Here is a 15,219-nt window from a genome sequence, read left to right as displayed (position 1 = left end):
CCCCCTGGCTTGTCGCGCAAGGTGATAGCGGTCACCAGGGCGCGAGGCAATCGGCCCGCCTGAAATTCATTCCTGCCGCCGAAAGGTGACGTAATGCGGCACGCGCCCCTCGCGCAGGGCCTTCTGCTCATAGCGGGTGGACAGCCAGTCATCCCAGGCCCCCGGCCCCTCATGGATCAGGTCGAAGCCCGCGGGGGGCACCTCCTCAAGCGTCTGGCGGACGTAATCGGGGATGTCGGTCGCCACGCGGAACTCGGCTCCGGGCTTCATGACGCGGGCAAGCGGGATCAGATGCTCGGGCGTGACGAAGCGGCGGCGATGATGGCGCGCCTTGGGCCAGGGATCGGGATAGTTCAGGAAGGCGCGACTGATCGAGCCTTCGGGCAGCACATCCATCAGGTCGCGCGCATCGCCGGGATGGACGCTGACATTCTGAACCCCGGCATTGCGGATCTTGCCCAGAAGCATGGCCACGCCGTTGATGAAGGGCTCGCAGCCGATGATGCCGATCCGGGGATAGCGGGCAGCCATGTGGACCATATGCTCGCCCCCGCCAAAGCCGACCTCAAGCCAGACCGGGCGGTCGTCGCCGAAGATCGCCGACGGATCGACCGGCCTGCGTTCGGGATTGTCCTGCACGGTGATGCCGCGCGGGCGCAACTCGCCCAGATCCTCGGAGAGATAGCCCTTTTGCGACTGCCGCAGGGTCTTGCCATGGCGGCGGCCATAGAAATTGCGGCGCGGAGGGGTGGGGTCGAATTCGCTCATGGACCGGGGCATTGCCCGGTCCATCGCGAAAGGTCAAGTCAGTCGGCGGCAAGGCGCGAGATGATTACCGTCACCTCGGGCTTCTTGCCGATCTCTTCCATGGCGACCTGACGGGTGATCTTGCGAATCGCCTCTTCCAGGCGGCTGTCATCCCTTACCGTGCGGTCGTCGGCGCGTTCCAGGAACTCGGCCAGCTCGCTTTCGATATTGCGCGCCAAAGGCGCGCCAGCGCGGCCCGTCTCGGGCAGGCCCGAAAGCTCAACCCAGGCGTCGGGCAGCGGACTGTCATCCTCGTCGATGATGACAGAAACCATCGCCTGGCCGTTCAGCGCCATGCGGATGCGGTCGCGCACGATGCCGTCCATGGCGCCGATCAGCACGGTCCCGTCCAGATAAAGCCGCCCGGTGTCGATGTGGTCGACCACGCGGGGCTTGTCGCCGGTCAGGTCCAGCATCATGCCGTTGGTGGCCACGACCGAGGCGATGCCCTTGGCTTCGGCCAGTTTCGCGTGTTCGCGCAGGTGCATATGCTCGCCATGCATGGGGATCACCATCTGCGGCTTCAGCAGGTCATGCACCGCCTGGATATCGGGGCGATTGGCATGGCCCGAAACGTGATAGGTGCCGTCATCGGCATCGAACAGGTCCACGCCCATTTCGGAAAGCGAGTTCATCACCCGGATCACGCCGCGTTCATTGCCGGGAATGGTGCGGGAACTGAACAGGAAGCTGTCGCCCTCCTTCAGCTCGATGCCCAGGTAGCGGCCGCGCGCCAACTGGGCCGAGGCGGCGCGCCGTTCGCCCTGGCTGCCGGTGACGATCAGCATCACCTTGTCGCGCGGCAGTTCCGAGGCTTCCTCGGGGCTGATCACCTGGGGGAAGCGTTCAAGGATGCCGGTCTCGATCGCGACCGTCACCATGCGGCGCATGGCGCGCCCCAGCAGACAGACCTTGCGGCCCGAGGCGATCCCGACCTCGGCCAGGGTCTTGAGGCGCGCGATATTGCTGGCGAAGGTCGTCGCTACCACCATCTTGCGCTGCGAGGTCACGAAATCCAGAAGCGGGTTCGCCAGCACCGCCTCGGAGCGGCCCGGATGCGGCGAGAAGACATTGGTGGAATCGCAGGCAAGGATCTTGACCCCCTGCCCCTCGTTCGCGATCTCGTGCCAGAGGATCGGATCGAACGCCTCGCCCACGACCGGGGTGCCGTCCAGCTTGAAATCGCCGGTATGCACGATCCGGCCCGCCGGCGTGTCGATGATCAGCGCCGAGCTTTCGGGGATCGAATGGCTGATCGGCACGAACTGGACCTGGAAGGGCCCGGCCTGGATCACCTCGGGACGCGGGGCGTGAATGTGGATCTGATCGGCGGGCTGGCCCATATCCTCCATCTTCAGCCGCGCCAGCGCGCCGGTGAAGCGGCGGCAATGGATCGGCTTCTGGATCCGGTCCCAAAGCAGGCCCAGGGCGCCGACGTGATCCTCATGCCCGTGGGTGATGAAGATCGCCTCGATCCGGTTGCGGTTCTGCGCAAGCCAGGCGACATCCGCCATGATCAGGTCGATCCCCGGCGCACTGTCCATGTCGCCGAAGGTCACGCCCAGATCGACCACGATCAGCCTTTCGCGGCCCGGCTCGCCATAGCCGTAGACATAGGCGTTCATGCCGATTTCGCCAGCGCCGCCAAGCGGCAGATAGATCAGGCGTTCAGCCATTTTCCAACTCCTTGTTATAGTCATGGATCAGGCGCAGGCCATGCACGGTCAGATCGTCCTCGATATGATCGAACAGGTCGAAGCCTTGATCGAAAAGCGGGGCCAGCCCGCCGGTCGCGACCACTTTCATGGGCCGGTCGCGTTCCGCCCTAATGCGTTTGATCAGCCCCTCGATCAGGCCGATATATCCCCAGTAGATCCCCGACTGGATACAGGCGACGGTATTGGTGCCGATCACCTTTTCGGGCATGGTGACATCGACATGGGGCAGCTTGGCCGCCGCCATATGCAGGGCCTCCAGCGACAGGTTGACGCCGGGCGCGATCACGCCGCCGACATAGGCGCCGTCCAGGTCGACCACATCCAGATTGGTCGCGGTGCCGAAATCCACCACGATGGTATTGCCGCCATGCCGGTCGAAGGCGCCGGCCGCATTGGCCAGCCGGTCCGGCCCGACCACGGCGCCCGGATCGACACGGGGAGCGACGGGCAGCGCGGTCTCGGGCTTGCCGACGACCAGGGGGCGGGTGTCGAAATAGCGGTTGCACAAGACGCGCAGATTGAAGACCACGCGCGGCGCGGTCGCGCTGATGATGCATTCGGTGATCTGGATATCCAGCTTTTGCAGGGCGATCAGCGACGAGATCCAGACGAAATACTCATCCGCCGTGCGGCGATGATCGGTCGCGATGCGCCAATGCGACAAAAAGCGCGTGCCGTCCCAGACCGAGAAGACCGTATTCGTATTGCCGGTGTCGATGCAAAGCAGCATGGCGATCAGCTTCCGAAAAAGACATCGGCGGCAGGAAGCGAGACCCGGCCGCCAGAGGTGTTCAGGATCAGCGCGCCCTGCTCGTCCACGCCCTCGAAGATGCCGCGCGTCTCGGCCTGGCCGGTGCGGGCGATGATCGGCTCTCCCAGGCGGGCGGCGCGGGCCAGCCAGGCGTTGCGGATGACCGAAAAGCCCCAGTTCTCAAGCTGGGAAAGCCAGTTGGCGAAGGCGGGGGCCAGCAGGTCCAGAAACGCCTCGGGCGATGCGTCGAAGCCCGTCTCGCCCCGGACCGAGACCGGAGGCAGGGCGCCCGCCTCGACCGCCGTGGCCTCGGGGGCGGCGGCCAGATTGACACCGATCCCGACCGCGACCCAGGAGACCGCGCCCGCGGCTCCGCCTTCCAGAAGGATCCCCGCGACCTTGCCGCCGTTCAGCAGCACGTCGTTCGGCCATTTGATCGCCAGCCGGGCGGCGGGACCGCAGGCAAGCGTCAGCGCGTCATGAAGCGCCAGCGCGGCCACGAAGGAAAGCTGCGGCGCCTGGGCCATGCCGCCCTTGGGGCGTATCACCAGCGTAGCCGCGAAATTCCCCTCGGGCATGACCCATTCCCTGCCCCGACGCGCCCGCCCGGCCATCTGCCGATGCGCCATGATCCAGGCAGGAGCGGAAAGTGCCGAGGCCATCCGCATGGCCTCGGCATTGGTGCTGTCGGTGCGGGCCAGCACATGCCGGCCCACGCCCATAGGCCAAAGATCACTCAACGGTATCTGGCTCGGGCTGCGGCTGATCGGGCAGCGCGGGGGCCGGGGCGGCATGCGCCGACGGGGCCGCCACCAGCGTCTCGGCCGCGCGGCCGGCGGCGCCATCCACCCCGAACATGCTGATCGCGCCGATCACCATGGCGGCGGCGGGAACCACCAGACCCAGATACTGCACGGCACCCATGCGCGAGGTCACGCCCTCGGTCTCGGTGCCGAAATACAGGTAATAGACGATGCGCAGGTAATAGAAGGCCCCGATGACCGAGGCGATCACGCCCATCACCGCCAGCCAACCCAGGCCGGCGCCCACCGCCGCGTTCAGCACGCCGAACTTGGCGAAGAAGCCCAGGGTCGGCGGCACGCCCGCCAGGCTGAACATCAGGACCAGCACGGCAAGGCCCTTGGTCGGCTCGGCCCAGGCGAGGCGGTTGAGCGCGGCAAGGTCGCTGACCGGCACGCCGTCACGCTCAAGCGACAGGATGAAGGCGAAGGTGCCGATGTTCATCACCGCATAGATCGTCATATAGATCAGCATCGCCTGCACGCCCACGGTCGAGCCTGCCGCCAGGCCGACCAACGCGAAGCCCATATGCGCGATCGAGGAATAGGCCATCAGCCGCTTGACATTGGTCTGGCCGATCCCGGCGATCGAGCCGAGAAACATCGACATGACGGCCAGCGCGGCGACGATCTGGCTCCAATCGGCGATGACCTGCCCGAAGGCGTCAAAGACCAGCCGCGCGATCAGCGCCATCGCCGCGACTTTGGGCGCGGTAGCGAAGAAGGCGGTGACCGGCGTGGGCGAGCCTTCATAGACATCCGGGGTCCACATGTGGAAGGGCACGGCCGAGACCTTGAAGGCCAGCCCGACCAGCATGAAGACCAGCCCGAAAAGCACGCCCAGCGACAGGTGCCCCGCGTTCAGCGTCGTGATGATGCCGGCAAAGCTGGTCGTCCCCGAGAAGCCATAGACCAGCGAGGCGCCATAAAGCAGCAGGCCCGAGGACAGCGAGCCGAGCACGAAATATTTCAGCCCCGCCTCGGACGAGCGGACCGAGTCCCGGCGCATGGCCGCGACGACGTAAAGCGCCAGCGATTGCAGCTCCAGGCCCATATAGAGGACCAGCAGATCCCCTGCCGACACCATCAGCATCATGCCCACGACCGAAAGCGCGATCAGGATCGGGAACTCGAAGCGCAGCATGTTGCGGCGCTGCATGTAATCGGCGCTCATCGCCAGGACGGCGGCGGCGGCGACCAGCATCACCACTTTGGCAAAGCGGGAATAGGCATCGTCGATGAACATGCCGTGGAAGGCAAGCTGGTCGGCCCGGTCACCCAGACCCACCATGGCCGCGACGATCAGGAAGGCCGCCACGGTCGCCCAGAGCAGCGTCGGAGCCAGCCGGTCCTTACCCAGATAGGCGCCCGCCATCAGCGCGGCAAGCGCGAAGCAGGACAGCAGCGCCTCGGGCAGAATGGTCGAAAAATCGAGCGAGGTCATATCTGCCCCCTAGTGGCTGGTCGTCGCCGCGGCGGTTTCGACCACCGCCTGGCTTTGGTTATAGTCATTGAGCAGGCTGGCCACCGCAGGGCCGGTCACATCGGTGACCAGACGCGGATAGACGCCCAGGATCAGGGTCATGGCGATCAGCGGCACAAAGATCCACTTCTCGCGCGCGGTCATGTCCGTGATCGTCTTAAGGCTTTCCTTGATCAGATCGCCCAGGGTCACGCGGCGGTAAAGCCACAGCGCATAGGCGGCCGAGAAGATCACCCCGGTCGTCGCGATCAGCGCGACCCAGGTGTTTTCCCTGAACACCCCCATCAGCGTCAGGAACTCGCCCACGAAACCCGAGGTGCCGGGCAGGCCCACGTTCGCCATGGTGAAGAACATGAAGATCATCGCATAGCGCGGCATCCGGTTCACGAGACCGCCATAGGCGTCGATCTCGCGCGTGTGCATGCGGTCGTAGATGACGCCGACGCAAAGGAACAGCGCGCCCGAGACGAAGCCATGCGACAGCATCTGGAAGATCGCGCCGTCGACGCCGATCTGGTTCGCGGCGAAAATCCCCATGGTCACATAACCCATATGCGCGACCGAGGAATAGGCGATGACCTTCTTCATGTCCGACTGCACCAGCGCCACCAGCGAGGTATAGACGATGGCGATGGCCGACATCCAGAAGATCACCGGCTGCATGATTTCGGAAGCGACCGGGAACATCGGCAGGCTGAAGCGCAGGAAGCCATAGCCACCCATCTTCAAGAGCACCGCCGCCAGCAGGACCGAACCCGCCGTAGGCGCCTGGACGTGCGCGTCGGGCAGCCAGGTATGGACCGGCCACATCGGCATCTTGACCGCGAAGCTGGCGAAGAAGGCCAGGAACAGCAGCATCTGCGTGCCGCCGATCACGGTGACGCCCAGCAGGCGATAGGTTTCATGGGGGAAGTCGAAGGTGAGCAGCGTCGCGATATCGGTCGTGCCCGCCATGCGATACATCGAGATCATCGCGACCAGCATCAGGACCGAGCCGAGGAAGGTATAGAGGAAGAACTTGAAGGCCGCATAGATGCGGTCCTTGCCGCCCCAGATCCCGATGATCAGGAACATCGGGATCAGCCCGGCCTCGAAGAACAGGTAGAACAGCACCAGGTCCAGCGCGGTGAAGACGCCGATCATCAGCCCTTCCAGCACCAGGAAGGCGATCATGTATTCCTTGACCTTATTTTCCACTTCCCAGCAGGAAAGGATGGTCAGGGGCATCATGAAGGTGGTCAGCATCACGAAAAGGACCGAGATGCCGTCCACGCCCATCTTGTAGCGCAGGCCCATGATCCAGGCGCGATCCTCGACGAACTGGAAGCCGGTATTGGCTGGATCGAAGCCGAACAGCACGAAAAGCGAGATCAGGAATGTGGCCGAGGTCGCCAGCATCGCCAGCCATTTGGCATTGCGCGCCGCCGCCTCGTCCTGACCACGCAGGAACAGAGCCATGATCCCCGCCGCGACGATGGGCAGGAAGGTGATGATGGAAAGAAGGTTCGTCATGTCAGTGCGCGCCCCGCATCATCACCCAGATCAGCAAGCCCACGATCCCCAGCACCATCGCGAAGGCATAGTGGAACAGATAGCCCGATTGCACCCGGACCGCAGCGCGGGTCATGCGCGGGATCAGCCCCATCGCAACCCCGTTGATCGCCCCGTCGATGACCGCGCCATCGCCACCCTTCCACAGGAAGCGGCCCAACCACAGCGCCGGACGGACGAAGATGAAATTGTAGATCTCGTCGAAATACCATTTGTTCAGCAGGAACTGATACAGTGCCGGTTGCGCCCGCGCCAGCCGCACCGGAATGTCCGGGCTGCGGATATAGAAGATCCAGGCGGTGAACAAGCCGATCAGCATCGCGATGAAGGGCGAGACCTTGACCCAGGCGGGTGCGTGGTGGGCCTCGTCCATGATATGGTTGTCCGGCGCCATATAGATCGCCCCTCCGACCGGAGCGGCGACGGCCGCATGCCCACCTTCGGCCGCTTCGCCTTCGGCCACCGCGTGGCCCGCATCCGCGCCTTCGGCGGCGTGGGTCCCGGCCGGTGCTTCGGTCGTCGCGTGTTCGGCGGCGCCATGCTCGCCCTCGGCGGCCTCATGATGCGCGCCAGCGATATGGAAATACTCGGTCACCTTGTGGTGATCGCCGAAGAAGGGGCCATACCAGACCATCCCGGCGAAGACCGCGCCGACGGCCAGGATGCCCAGCGGCACCGTCATGATCGGCGGGCTTTCATGGGCATGCTCATGCGCGTGGTGATCGCCCCGCTCCTTGCCAAAGAAGGTCAGGAAGATCAGGCGCCAGCTATAGAAGCTGGTGAAGCAGGCGGCGATGACCAGCATCACGAAGGCATAGGAACTCCCCGCCCAGGCGCTTTCGATCACCGCGTCCTTGGACAGATAACCCGCGAAGCCGATATGGGTCAGCGGAATGCCGACGCCGGTGATGGCGAAGGTGCCGATCATCATGGCCCAGAAGGTCAGAGGGATCTTCTTGCGCAGGTTGCCATAGTTCCGCATGTCCTGCTCGTGATGCATGGCATGGATGACGGACCCCGCGCCCAGGAACAGCATGGCCTTGAAGAAGGCATGCGTCAGCAGGTGGAACATGGCGACCGAATAGACCCCCACGCCCGCCGCCACGAACATATAGCCCAGTTGCGAACAGGTCGAATAGGCGATGACGCGCTTGATGTCGTTCTGCACCAGCCCCACGGTCGCCGCGAAGAAGGCGGTGGTCGCGCCGATAATGACGATGAAATGCTTGGTCTCGGGTGCGAACTCGATCAGCGGCGACATGCGGCAGACCAGGAAGACCCCCGCCGTCACCATGGTCGCGGCGTGGATCAGCGCCGAAACCGGCGTCGGCCCCTCCATCGCGTCCGGCAGCCAGGTGTGCAGCAGAAGCTGCGCCGATTTGCCCATCGCACCCACGAACAGCAGGAAGGCCAGCAGGTTCGCGGCGTTCCAGTCGCGCCACAGGAAATGCATCGAGGTCTGGGCGATCTGCGGCACCTGGGCGAAGATCTGGTCGAACTGGATCGTGCCCGTCAGCCAGTAAAGCCCGAAGATGCCCAGCAGGAAGCCGAAATCCCCGACCCGGTTCACGATGAATGCCTTCATCGCCGCGGCACCCGCCGACTGCTTCCTGTAATAGAAGCCGATCAGCAGATAGGACGCGACGCCCACGCCTTCCCAGCCGAAGAACATTTGCAGCAGGTTGTCCGCCGTCACCAGCATCAGCATGGCGAAGGTGAAGAAGGACAGATAGGCGAAGAAACGCGCCTTGTAATGCGCATGATGACCGAAATGGTCGTCATGGGCCATGTAGCCCATCGAATAGGTATGCACCAGCGCCGAGACCGAGTTGACCACGACCAGCATGATCACGGTCAGCCGGTCGATGCGGATGGCCCATTCGGAATGGAAGTCCCCGACCACGACCCAATCCAGGATCGGAATATGGCGCGTCACGCCGTCGAAGGTCAGAAACAGCACCCAGGACAGCAGGCAGCTCAGCACCAGCAGGCCCGTGGTGATCAACTGCGCGGCCTTCTCGCCGGTCAGGCGCCAGCCATAACCAGCCAGCAGGGACCCGATCAGGGGCGCGAAGAGGACGATCTTTTCCATGCGCGGCTTAGCCCTTCATCACGTTGACATCTTCCACCGCGATCGTGCCGCGGTTGCGGAAGAAGACGACCAGGATGGCAAGGCCGATGGCGGCCTCGGCGGCGGCGACGGTCAGGATGAACATGGTAAAGACCTGCCCCGCCAGATCGCCCAGATGGGTCGAGAAGGCGACGAAGTTGATGTTCACCGCCAGAAGCATCAACTCGATCGACATCAGAATGACGATGACGTTCTTTCGGTTCACGAAGATGCCGAAAATGCCGGTGACGAAAAGTATCGCCCCCACCACCAAGTAATGTGTCAATCCGATCATCGTCTTGTCCCTCCGGGTTCTTTCACCCGCCGAAATATTCGTTTGCTACAAGGACCGCCGTGACGGTCCCGATGGCTATCGCGGTCCGATTGCCGCGCTCAAAGCCCCTGGCCCGGCTTCACATCCTTCAGTTCCATCGCCTTGGCCGGGTCGCGCCACATCTGCTCCAGCACGTTCTGGCGCTTGATGTCGCGGCGGTGGCGCATGGTCAGGACGATGGCGCCGATCATCGCGACCAGCAGGACCAGGCCCGCGATCTGGAAGGTCAGCAGATAGCGGTCGTAAAGCACCAGGCCCAGGCCCAGCGTGTTCGGCACGCCCTCGGCCATGGGGGCGGCACGCAGGCTTTGCGCCTGCTCGGCCGGGGTCCAGCCCGAGAAGGCGATGCCAAGCTGCGCCAGCAGCACCACCGCGATCACCAGCGCCAGCGGCAGGTAACGCGCCAGCTCGCCCTTGAGCGCGGCGAAATCCACGTCCAGCATCATGACGACGAACAGGAACAGCACCGCAACCGCGCCGACATAGACCACCACCAGCAGCATGGCCGGGAATTCGGCGCCTTGCAGCACGAACAGCCCCGCCGCCGAGAAGAATGCCAGGATCAGCCACAGCACCGAATGCACCGGGTTGCGCCCGATCACGACCATGAAGCCCGCGACGCAGGCGCAGATCGCGAACAGGTAGAATGCGAAGGTCATCATTCCTCGTCCTCCTCGGCATAGACGCTCTGGGCGATCTCAAGCGCCTTCTGCATCGCAGGCAGCCCGCCGAACATGCTCATCTGATAGATCGTCTCGGCGATCTCGCGTTTCGTGGCGCCGGCCGCCAGCGCCTGGCGGATGGTCATGCGCAATTGCGGCTCGGCCAGCGCGCCCTGGACGGTGATCGCGCCGATGGTCAGAAGCAGACGCGTCTTGGCGTCCAGCCCCTCACGGTTGAAGGTCTTGCCGAACCACATTTCCAGCATATCGGCCGGCATGGTGGGCACCAGCTTTTCGACCTTGCGCATGTCGAAATGTTCGATCGCGGGGTTCCATGCCCTGGCCATTTCCTGACCCTGGCTCATCATCTGCGCGAAAAGCTTGGTGAAGGGATCGCTCATCTGTAAGGCGCGTCCATGGAAAGGTTGCGGGCAATCTCGGCCTCCCAGCGGGCGCCGTTCGCAAGCAGCTTCTCCTTGTCATAGAAAAGCTCCTCGCGGGTCTCGGTCGCATATTCGAAGTTCGGCCCCTCGACGATGGCATCGACCGGGCAAGCCTCCTGGCAGAAGCCGCAATAGATGCATTTCGTCATGTCGATGTCATAGCGCGTCGTGCGGCGCGAACCGTCGTCGCGCGGCTCGGCATCGATGGTGATGGCCTGGGCCGGACAGATCGCCTCGCAGAGCTTGCAGGCGATGCAGCGTTCCTCGCCGTTCGGATAGCGGCGCAGCGCGTGCTCACCCCGAAAGCGCGGGCTCAGCGGACCCTTCTCATGCGGATAGTTCAGCGTCGCCTTGGGCGAGACGAAATAGCGCATGCCCAGGCCGAAGCCCTTGATGAAGTCCCACATCAGGAAATATTTGGTCGCGCGGACCAGGTCGAAGGCCATCAGAAACGCTCCCCTTGCTTCGGGGCCGCGAAACGATCGAACGCGGCAACACAACCCCGCCCCCACGCGCTGTCCTGCGCATGGTCCGCGGCATCCAGATTATTGACCAGGAAATGCGCCAGTTCCACCTTGTCAGTCTTACTGGCTGCCGCAAATACCTCGGCTAGCTTGTTGGAATACATGGATCAACCTCCGATCGCGAAGCGTGCCCAGAACCCGCCCAGAACCTCGTAGCGCGCCAGGATCGCGACCAGCACCACCCAGCCCAGCGACAGAGGCAGGAACACTTTCCAGCCGATCCGCATCAGTTGGTCATAGCGATAGCGGGGCACGATCGCCTTGACCATGGCGAACATGTAGAACCAGAACCACATTTTGATGACCATCCACCACCAGCCGTCCGCGATGAACGGGACAGGCGACAGCCAGCCGCCGAAGAACAGCAGCGAAAGCAGCGCGCACATCAGGTAGATGGCGATATATTCGCCTGCCATGAACAGCAGATAGGGCGTGGACGAATATTCGACCATATGGCCCGCGACCAGTTCCGATTCCGCCTCGGCCAGGTCGAAGGGCGGGCGGTTGGTTTCCGCCAGGGCCGAAACGAAGAACAGCACGACCATCGGCAGATGCGGTAGCCAATACCAGTTCAGCAGGCCATAGCTGCCCTTTTGCGCATGAACGATCTCGGTCAGGTTCATCGACCCGGTCGAGATGATGATGCCGATGATGATCAGCCCCAGCGAGACCTCGTAGGAGATCATCTGCGCCGCCGACCGCAGCGAGGCCAGGAACGGATATTTCGAGTTCGAGGCCCAGCCGCCCATGATCGCGCCATACACCTCAAGCGATGAGGCGGCGAAGATGAACAGGATCCCCACGTTGATATTGGCCATCACCCACCCTTCGTCGAAGGGCACGACGACAAAGGCGAACAGCGCCAGCATCATCGACAGGAAGGGCGCCAGGAAAAAGACGAACTTGTCCGCCCCGGCGGGGATGACGATTTCCTTGACGATATATTTCAGCGCGTCGGCGAAGGTTTGCAGCAGGCCCCAGGGACCGACGACGTTCGGGCCTCGACGCATCTGCACCGCCGCCCAGATCTTGCGGTCGCCATAGACCATGAAGATCAGCGAGCCCATGACGAAGGCGATGATCGCCAAACCTTGCAAAAGCAGGCTGAGCGCGAAACCAAAGGGCGAACCCCAGAATTCAGCCATGATCTTACGTCCCTCTTGTCACGCCGCGGGAATGCCGCGCGCCTTGCATTCCTGCAAGGTGTCTTTCGTTGTCATTACCGTCAGGCCCATCGGCTGCTTTTCGGAAAGCGTGAAGACCGAGCCGACAATCACCTTGCCGTTGCGCTCCTGGCGCAGGGTTCGAATGTGACGGGCGTACTGGGTGCCCTGAGCATCCGCCCAATTGGCCAGCGCGCATGTGGCATAGGCGAATGCCGTGTCGGCGTCTACCCCGCCGCGCAGGTTCGCCGTCACTTCGACCAGGCTGTCACCCTTGCGTCGGGGGCTGTCGTAATTCGCCACATTGGCACCGACGAATGCCTTCGGATCGGCCTTGAAGCTGGCGGGCAGGTTCAGCCGCAGCGGCTTGGTGCGGGCCTTGAATTCGGCGATGGCGCGCTCTTGCGCGGTCGGGCCGCGACGGGTCACCGGACCCAGGCTGCGCACACCCGACAGGTCCAGGCCCAGGTTCTGGTTCAGAAGCGCCAGATCGGCCTCGGAAACCTCGAAGGCATCGCGCCCGCCGGGGCTGTCCAGCGCCATCTCGGTCACCGAGCCATCGGGTTCCAGAATCAGGATATCGCCGGATTTGGTCGAGATCCGGCCACGGGAAAGCACCTTCTTGTCCGGCGCACCCGCATCGCTATGCAGGACCGAGACGTTCAACTGCTCGGGCTTGGACCGAGGCCGGCCATTCTCGGGCTCCGGCGCGCCCTCGGAACATGCCGAGAGCAGCGCCAGGACCGAGACAAATCCGATGCAGCTCCAGAAGGGCTTTCGCATACCAAGTCACTCCGCCGCCATTGCGGGCGCCCTGCGCGCCGCTGCCATTGCCGAAAGCTCGCCCATCAGCGGCGATGAACGCGCGATGGGATTGGTCAGGTAGAAATCCTTGACCGCATAGCGGAAGCTGGCTCGGCCCAGGTCGAAGCGGGTCAGCGGCTGCCATTCGTTTTCCGGCACGCAATCGATCCGCGACAGATGCGGCACCGCCTGGACCAGCGCACGGCGCAGACCCGCCAGACTGTCCCAGGGCTGGGTCGCGCCCAACTCGGCGGAAAGCGCGCGCAGGATCGCCCAGTTCTCTTTCCCCTCGCCGGGCGCGAAATTCGCCCGCATGGCAAGCTGCGGCCGGCCCTCGGTGTTCACGAACAGGCCGTTCTCCTCGGTATAGCAGGCGCCGGGCAGGATGATGTCGGCGCGATGAGCGCCCCGGTCGCCATGGCTACCTTGATAGATCACCACCGGGCCGGCGGCGATGTCCACCTCGTCGGCGCCCAGGTTATAGACCACCTCGGCGCCGTCGATGGCGGCACTCAGCCCGCCTTCGGTCACCGCGCCCACATCCATCGCGCCGACGCGGGACGCCGCCGAGTGCAGGACCAGAAGCTTGCTGCCCGAATTCTCGGCCAGCCGCATCGCATGGGCCAGCACGGCCTCGCCATCCGCCTCACGAATTGCACCCTGGCCAACGATGACCAGCGAGGGCTTCGCCTTGGCCTCGTCGCCGATCTCGGTCGAGGAAAGCTTTTCCAGCGCCGCGCGGTCGCTGCCATGGTGGGCATAATCATAGGTCAGATCGACCGCCTCACCCACCAGCCCGATCTTGGCGCCGCGCGCCCATGCCTTGCGCAGGCGAGCGTTCAGCACCGGCGCCTCTTCGCGCGGGTTGGTGCCGATCAACTGGATCATCGCGGCATTGTCGATGTCGGCGATCGTCGCATTGCCGACATAGGCCGAGCGGTTGCCGGCCGGCAGGCGCGCGCCATCGGTGCGGCATTCCACCTTGCCGCCCAGACCCTCGACCAGGTGCTTCAGGCTGAACGCAGCCTCGGTGGGGACCAGATCGCCGATCAGGCCGGCGATCTTCCTGCCCTTCATCGCGCGGGCGGCCGCCTCCAGCGCCTCGGGCCAGGAGGCCGGGCGCAGCTTGCCGTTCTCGCGGATATAGGGGCGATCCAGGCGCTGGCGACGCAACCCGTCCCAGACGAAACGGGTCTTGTCGCTGATCCATTCCTCGTTCACGCCGTCATTGTTGCGCGGCAGGATGCGCATGACCTCACGGCCCTTGGTGTCGACGCGGATGTTCGATCCCAGCGCATCCATCACGTCGATGGATTCGGTCTTGGTCAGTTCCCAGGGACGGGCGGTGAAGGCATAAGGCTTGCTGACCAGCGCGCCCACCGGGCACAGGTCGATCACGTTGCCCTGCATGTTCGATTCCAGCGTCTGGTTCAGATAGCTGGTGATCTCGCTATCCTCGCCACGGCCGGTCTGGCCCATCTGGGTGATGCCCGCGACCTCGGTGGTGAAGCGCACGCAGCGGGTGCAGGAAATGCAGCGCGTCATATGCGTCTCGACCAGCGGGCCAAGGTTCAGATCCTCGCTGGCGCGCTTGGGTTCGCGATAGCGGCTGAAGTCGATGCCATAGGCCATGGCCTGGTCCTGCAAGTCGCATTCGCCGCCCTGGTCGCAGATCGGGCAGTCCAGCGGGTGGTTGATCAGCAGGAACTCCATCACCCCCTCGCGGGCCTTCTTGACCATGGGGCTGTTGGTCTTGATCTCGGAGGGCGCGCCCTCGGGGCCAGGGCGCAGGTCCTTGACCTGCATCGCGCAAGAAGCGGCGGGCTTGGGCGGGCCGCCCACGACCTCGACCAGGCACATGCGGCAATTGCCGGCGATCGACAGGCGCTCGTGATAGCAGAAGCGCGGCACCTCGATCCCGGCCTGCTCGCAAGCCTGGATCAGGGTCAGATTGGGATCGACCTCGACAATCTTGCCGTCGATCTTGAGCTTGCGAAGGTCCGCCATCTTTCGTCTTCCCTCATGCCCCGCAGCGGCGACCGGCCGATGCGAGTTTCAAATGCTGGCCC

Annotated in this window: 15 protein-coding genes; all 15 read right to left on the bottom strand. The window is 64.1% G+C overall.

Annotation, left to right across the window (positions count from 1 at the left end; translation table 11 throughout):
• Nucleotides 1–66: 66 nt before the first annotated feature.
• The 15 genes from trmB to nuoG all read right to left on the bottom strand — a co-directional run bounded on the left by trmB (nucleotide 67) and on the right by nuoG (nucleotide 15,157).
• Nucleotides 67–768 (bottom strand): tRNA (guanine(46)-N(7))-methyltransferase TrmB, encoded by a 702-nt coding sequence (trmB, locus tag QM682_RS08750; RefSeq protein WP_415128817.1) that lies wholly within the window; start codon nucleotides 766–768, stop codon nucleotides 67–69.
• A gap of 38 nt (nucleotides 769–806) precedes the next feature.
• The gene (locus tag QM682_RS08745) at nucleotides 807–2,483 is read right to left on the bottom strand and encodes a ribonuclease J (protein ID WP_415128815.1); all 1,677 of its coding nucleotides are present in this window, start codon (nucleotides 2,481–2,483) and stop codon (nucleotides 807–809) included.
• Nucleotides 2,476–3,255 (bottom strand): type III pantothenate kinase, encoded by a 780-nt coding sequence (locus tag QM682_RS08740; RefSeq protein ID WP_415128813.1) that lies wholly within the window; start codon nucleotides 3,253–3,255, stop codon nucleotides 2,476–2,478. The genes QM682_RS08745 and QM682_RS08740 overlap by 8 nt, the downstream gene beginning before the upstream one ends.
• Before the next feature lie 5 nt (nucleotides 3,256–3,260).
• On the bottom strand, nucleotides 3,261–4,016 hold the full coding sequence (locus QM682_RS08735) for a biotin--[acetyl-CoA-carboxylase] ligase (protein ID WP_415128811.1): 756 nt from the start codon (nucleotides 4,014–4,016) through the stop codon (nucleotides 3,261–3,263).
• Complete coding sequence (nuoN, locus tag QM682_RS08730) at nucleotides 4,009–5,520, bottom strand: NADH-quinone oxidoreductase subunit NuoN (protein ID WP_415128809.1); 1,512 nt, start codon at nucleotides 5,518–5,520, stop codon at nucleotides 4,009–4,011. The genes QM682_RS08735 and nuoN overlap by 8 nt, the downstream gene beginning before the upstream one ends.
• A 9-nt stretch (nucleotides 5,521–5,529) precedes the next feature.
• Nucleotides 5,530–7,071, bottom strand: a complete 1,542-nt coding sequence (locus tag QM682_RS08725) for an NADH-quinone oxidoreductase subunit M (protein ID WP_415128807.1) — start codon at nucleotides 7,069–7,071, stop codon at nucleotides 5,530–5,532.
• Between the two features lies 1 nt (nucleotide 7,072).
• Entirely contained in the window at nucleotides 7,073–9,202 is a 2,130-nt protein-coding gene (nuoL, locus tag QM682_RS08720; protein ID WP_415128805.1) for an NADH-quinone oxidoreductase subunit L, read from the bottom strand.
• Between the two features lie 7 nt (nucleotides 9,203–9,209).
• Complete coding sequence (gene nuoK, locus QM682_RS08715) at nucleotides 9,210–9,515, bottom strand: NADH-quinone oxidoreductase subunit NuoK (RefSeq protein ID WP_155064184.1); 306 nt, start codon at nucleotides 9,513–9,515, stop codon at nucleotides 9,210–9,212.
• 98 nt (nucleotides 9,516–9,613) lie between these two features.
• The gene (locus tag QM682_RS08710) at nucleotides 9,614–10,216 is read right to left on the bottom strand and encodes an NADH-quinone oxidoreductase subunit J (RefSeq protein ID WP_415128803.1); all 603 of its coding nucleotides are present in this window, start codon (nucleotides 10,214–10,216) and stop codon (nucleotides 9,614–9,616) included.
• Complete coding sequence (locus tag QM682_RS08705) at nucleotides 10,213–10,617, bottom strand: carboxymuconolactone decarboxylase family protein (RefSeq protein WP_415128801.1); 405 nt, start codon at nucleotides 10,615–10,617, stop codon at nucleotides 10,213–10,215. Before QM682_RS08705 ends, QM682_RS08710 begins: the two co-directional genes overlap by 4 nt.
• Nucleotides 10,614–11,105: an NADH-quinone oxidoreductase subunit NuoI gene (nuoI, locus tag QM682_RS08700; protein ID WP_415128799.1), complete on the bottom strand. Its 492-nt coding sequence runs from the start codon at nucleotides 11,103–11,105 to the stop codon at nucleotides 10,614–10,616. The genes QM682_RS08705 and nuoI overlap by 4 nt, the downstream gene beginning before the upstream one ends.
• Nucleotides 11,105–11,287, bottom strand: coding sequence for a hypothetical protein (locus QM682_RS08695; protein ID WP_415128797.1), 183 nt, complete (start codon nucleotides 11,285–11,287; stop codon nucleotides 11,105–11,107). Before QM682_RS08695 ends, nuoI begins: the two co-directional genes overlap by 1 nt.
• A 3-nt stretch (nucleotides 11,288–11,290) precedes the next feature.
• On the bottom strand, nucleotides 11,291–12,328 hold the full coding sequence (nuoH, locus tag QM682_RS08690) for an NADH-quinone oxidoreductase subunit NuoH (RefSeq protein ID WP_415128795.1): 1,038 nt from the start codon (nucleotides 12,326–12,328) through the stop codon (nucleotides 11,291–11,293).
• 18 nt (nucleotides 12,329–12,346) lie between these two features.
• The gene (locus QM682_RS08685; protein WP_415128793.1) at nucleotides 12,347–13,129 is read right to left on the bottom strand and encodes a hypothetical protein; all 783 of its coding nucleotides are present in this window, start codon (nucleotides 13,127–13,129) and stop codon (nucleotides 12,347–12,349) included.
• Nucleotides 13,130–13,135: 6 nt separating this feature from the next.
• Nucleotides 13,136–15,157, bottom strand: coding sequence for an NADH-quinone oxidoreductase subunit NuoG (gene nuoG / locus QM682_RS08680; protein WP_415128791.1), 2,022 nt, complete (start codon nucleotides 15,155–15,157; stop codon nucleotides 13,136–13,138).
• Nucleotides 15,158–15,219 lie beyond the last annotated feature (62 nt).

Origin of the sequence: Paracoccus sp. (in: a-proteobacteria) (genome assembly GCF_047605025.1) — a bacterium.
Taxonomy (GTDB): domain Bacteria; phylum Pseudomonadota; class Alphaproteobacteria; order Rhodobacterales; family Rhodobacteraceae; genus Paracoccus.
This window is presented reverse-complemented; position numbering and strand designations above follow the sequence as displayed.

Coding starts and splice junctions, on each gene's coding strand:
- trmB (WP_415128817.1), bottom strand. CDS start 768: ATGAGCGAATTCGACCCCACCCCTCCGCGCCGCAATTTCTATGGCCGC.
- QM682_RS08745 (WP_415128815.1), bottom strand. CDS start 2,483: ATGGCTGAACGCCTGATCTATCTGCCGCTTGGCGGCGCTGGCGAAATC.
- QM682_RS08740 (WP_415128813.1), bottom strand. CDS start 3,255: ATGCTGCTTTGCATCGACACCGGCAATACGAATACGGTCTTCTCGGTC.
- nuoN (WP_415128809.1), bottom strand. CDS start 5,520: ATGACCTCGCTCGATTTTTCGACCATTCTGCCCGAGGCGCTGCTGTCC.
- QM682_RS08725 (WP_415128807.1), bottom strand. CDS start 7,071: ATGACGAACCTTCTTTCCATCATCACCTTCCTGCCCATCGTCGCGGCG.
- nuoL (WP_415128805.1), bottom strand. CDS start 9,202: ATGGAAAAGATCGTCCTCTTCGCGCCCCTGATCGGGTCCCTGCTGGCT.
- nuoK (WP_155064184.1), bottom strand. CDS start 9,515: ATGATCGGATTGACACATTACTTGGTGGTGGGGGCGATACTTTTCGTC.
- QM682_RS08710 (WP_415128803.1), bottom strand. CDS start 10,216: ATGATGACCTTCGCATTCTACCTGTTCGCGATCTGCGCCTGCGTCGCG.
- QM682_RS08705 (WP_415128801.1), bottom strand. CDS start 10,617: ATGAGCGATCCCTTCACCAAGCTTTTCGCGCAGATGATGAGCCAGGGT.
- nuoI (WP_415128799.1), bottom strand. CDS start 11,105: ATGGCCTTCGACCTGGTCCGCGCGACCAAATATTTCCTGATGTGGGAC.
- QM682_RS08695 (WP_415128797.1), bottom strand. CDS start 11,287: ATGTATTCCAACAAGCTAGCCGAGGTATTTGCGGCAGCCAGTAAGACT.
- nuoH (WP_415128795.1), bottom strand. CDS start 12,328: ATGGCTGAATTCTGGGGTTCGCCCTTTGGTTTCGCGCTCAGCCTGCTT.
- QM682_RS08685 (WP_415128793.1), bottom strand. CDS start 13,129: ATGCGAAAGCCCTTCTGGAGCTGCATCGGATTTGTCTCGGTCCTGGCG.
- nuoG (WP_415128791.1), bottom strand. CDS start 15,157: ATGGCGGACCTTCGCAAGCTCAAGATCGACGGCAAGATTGTCGAGGTC.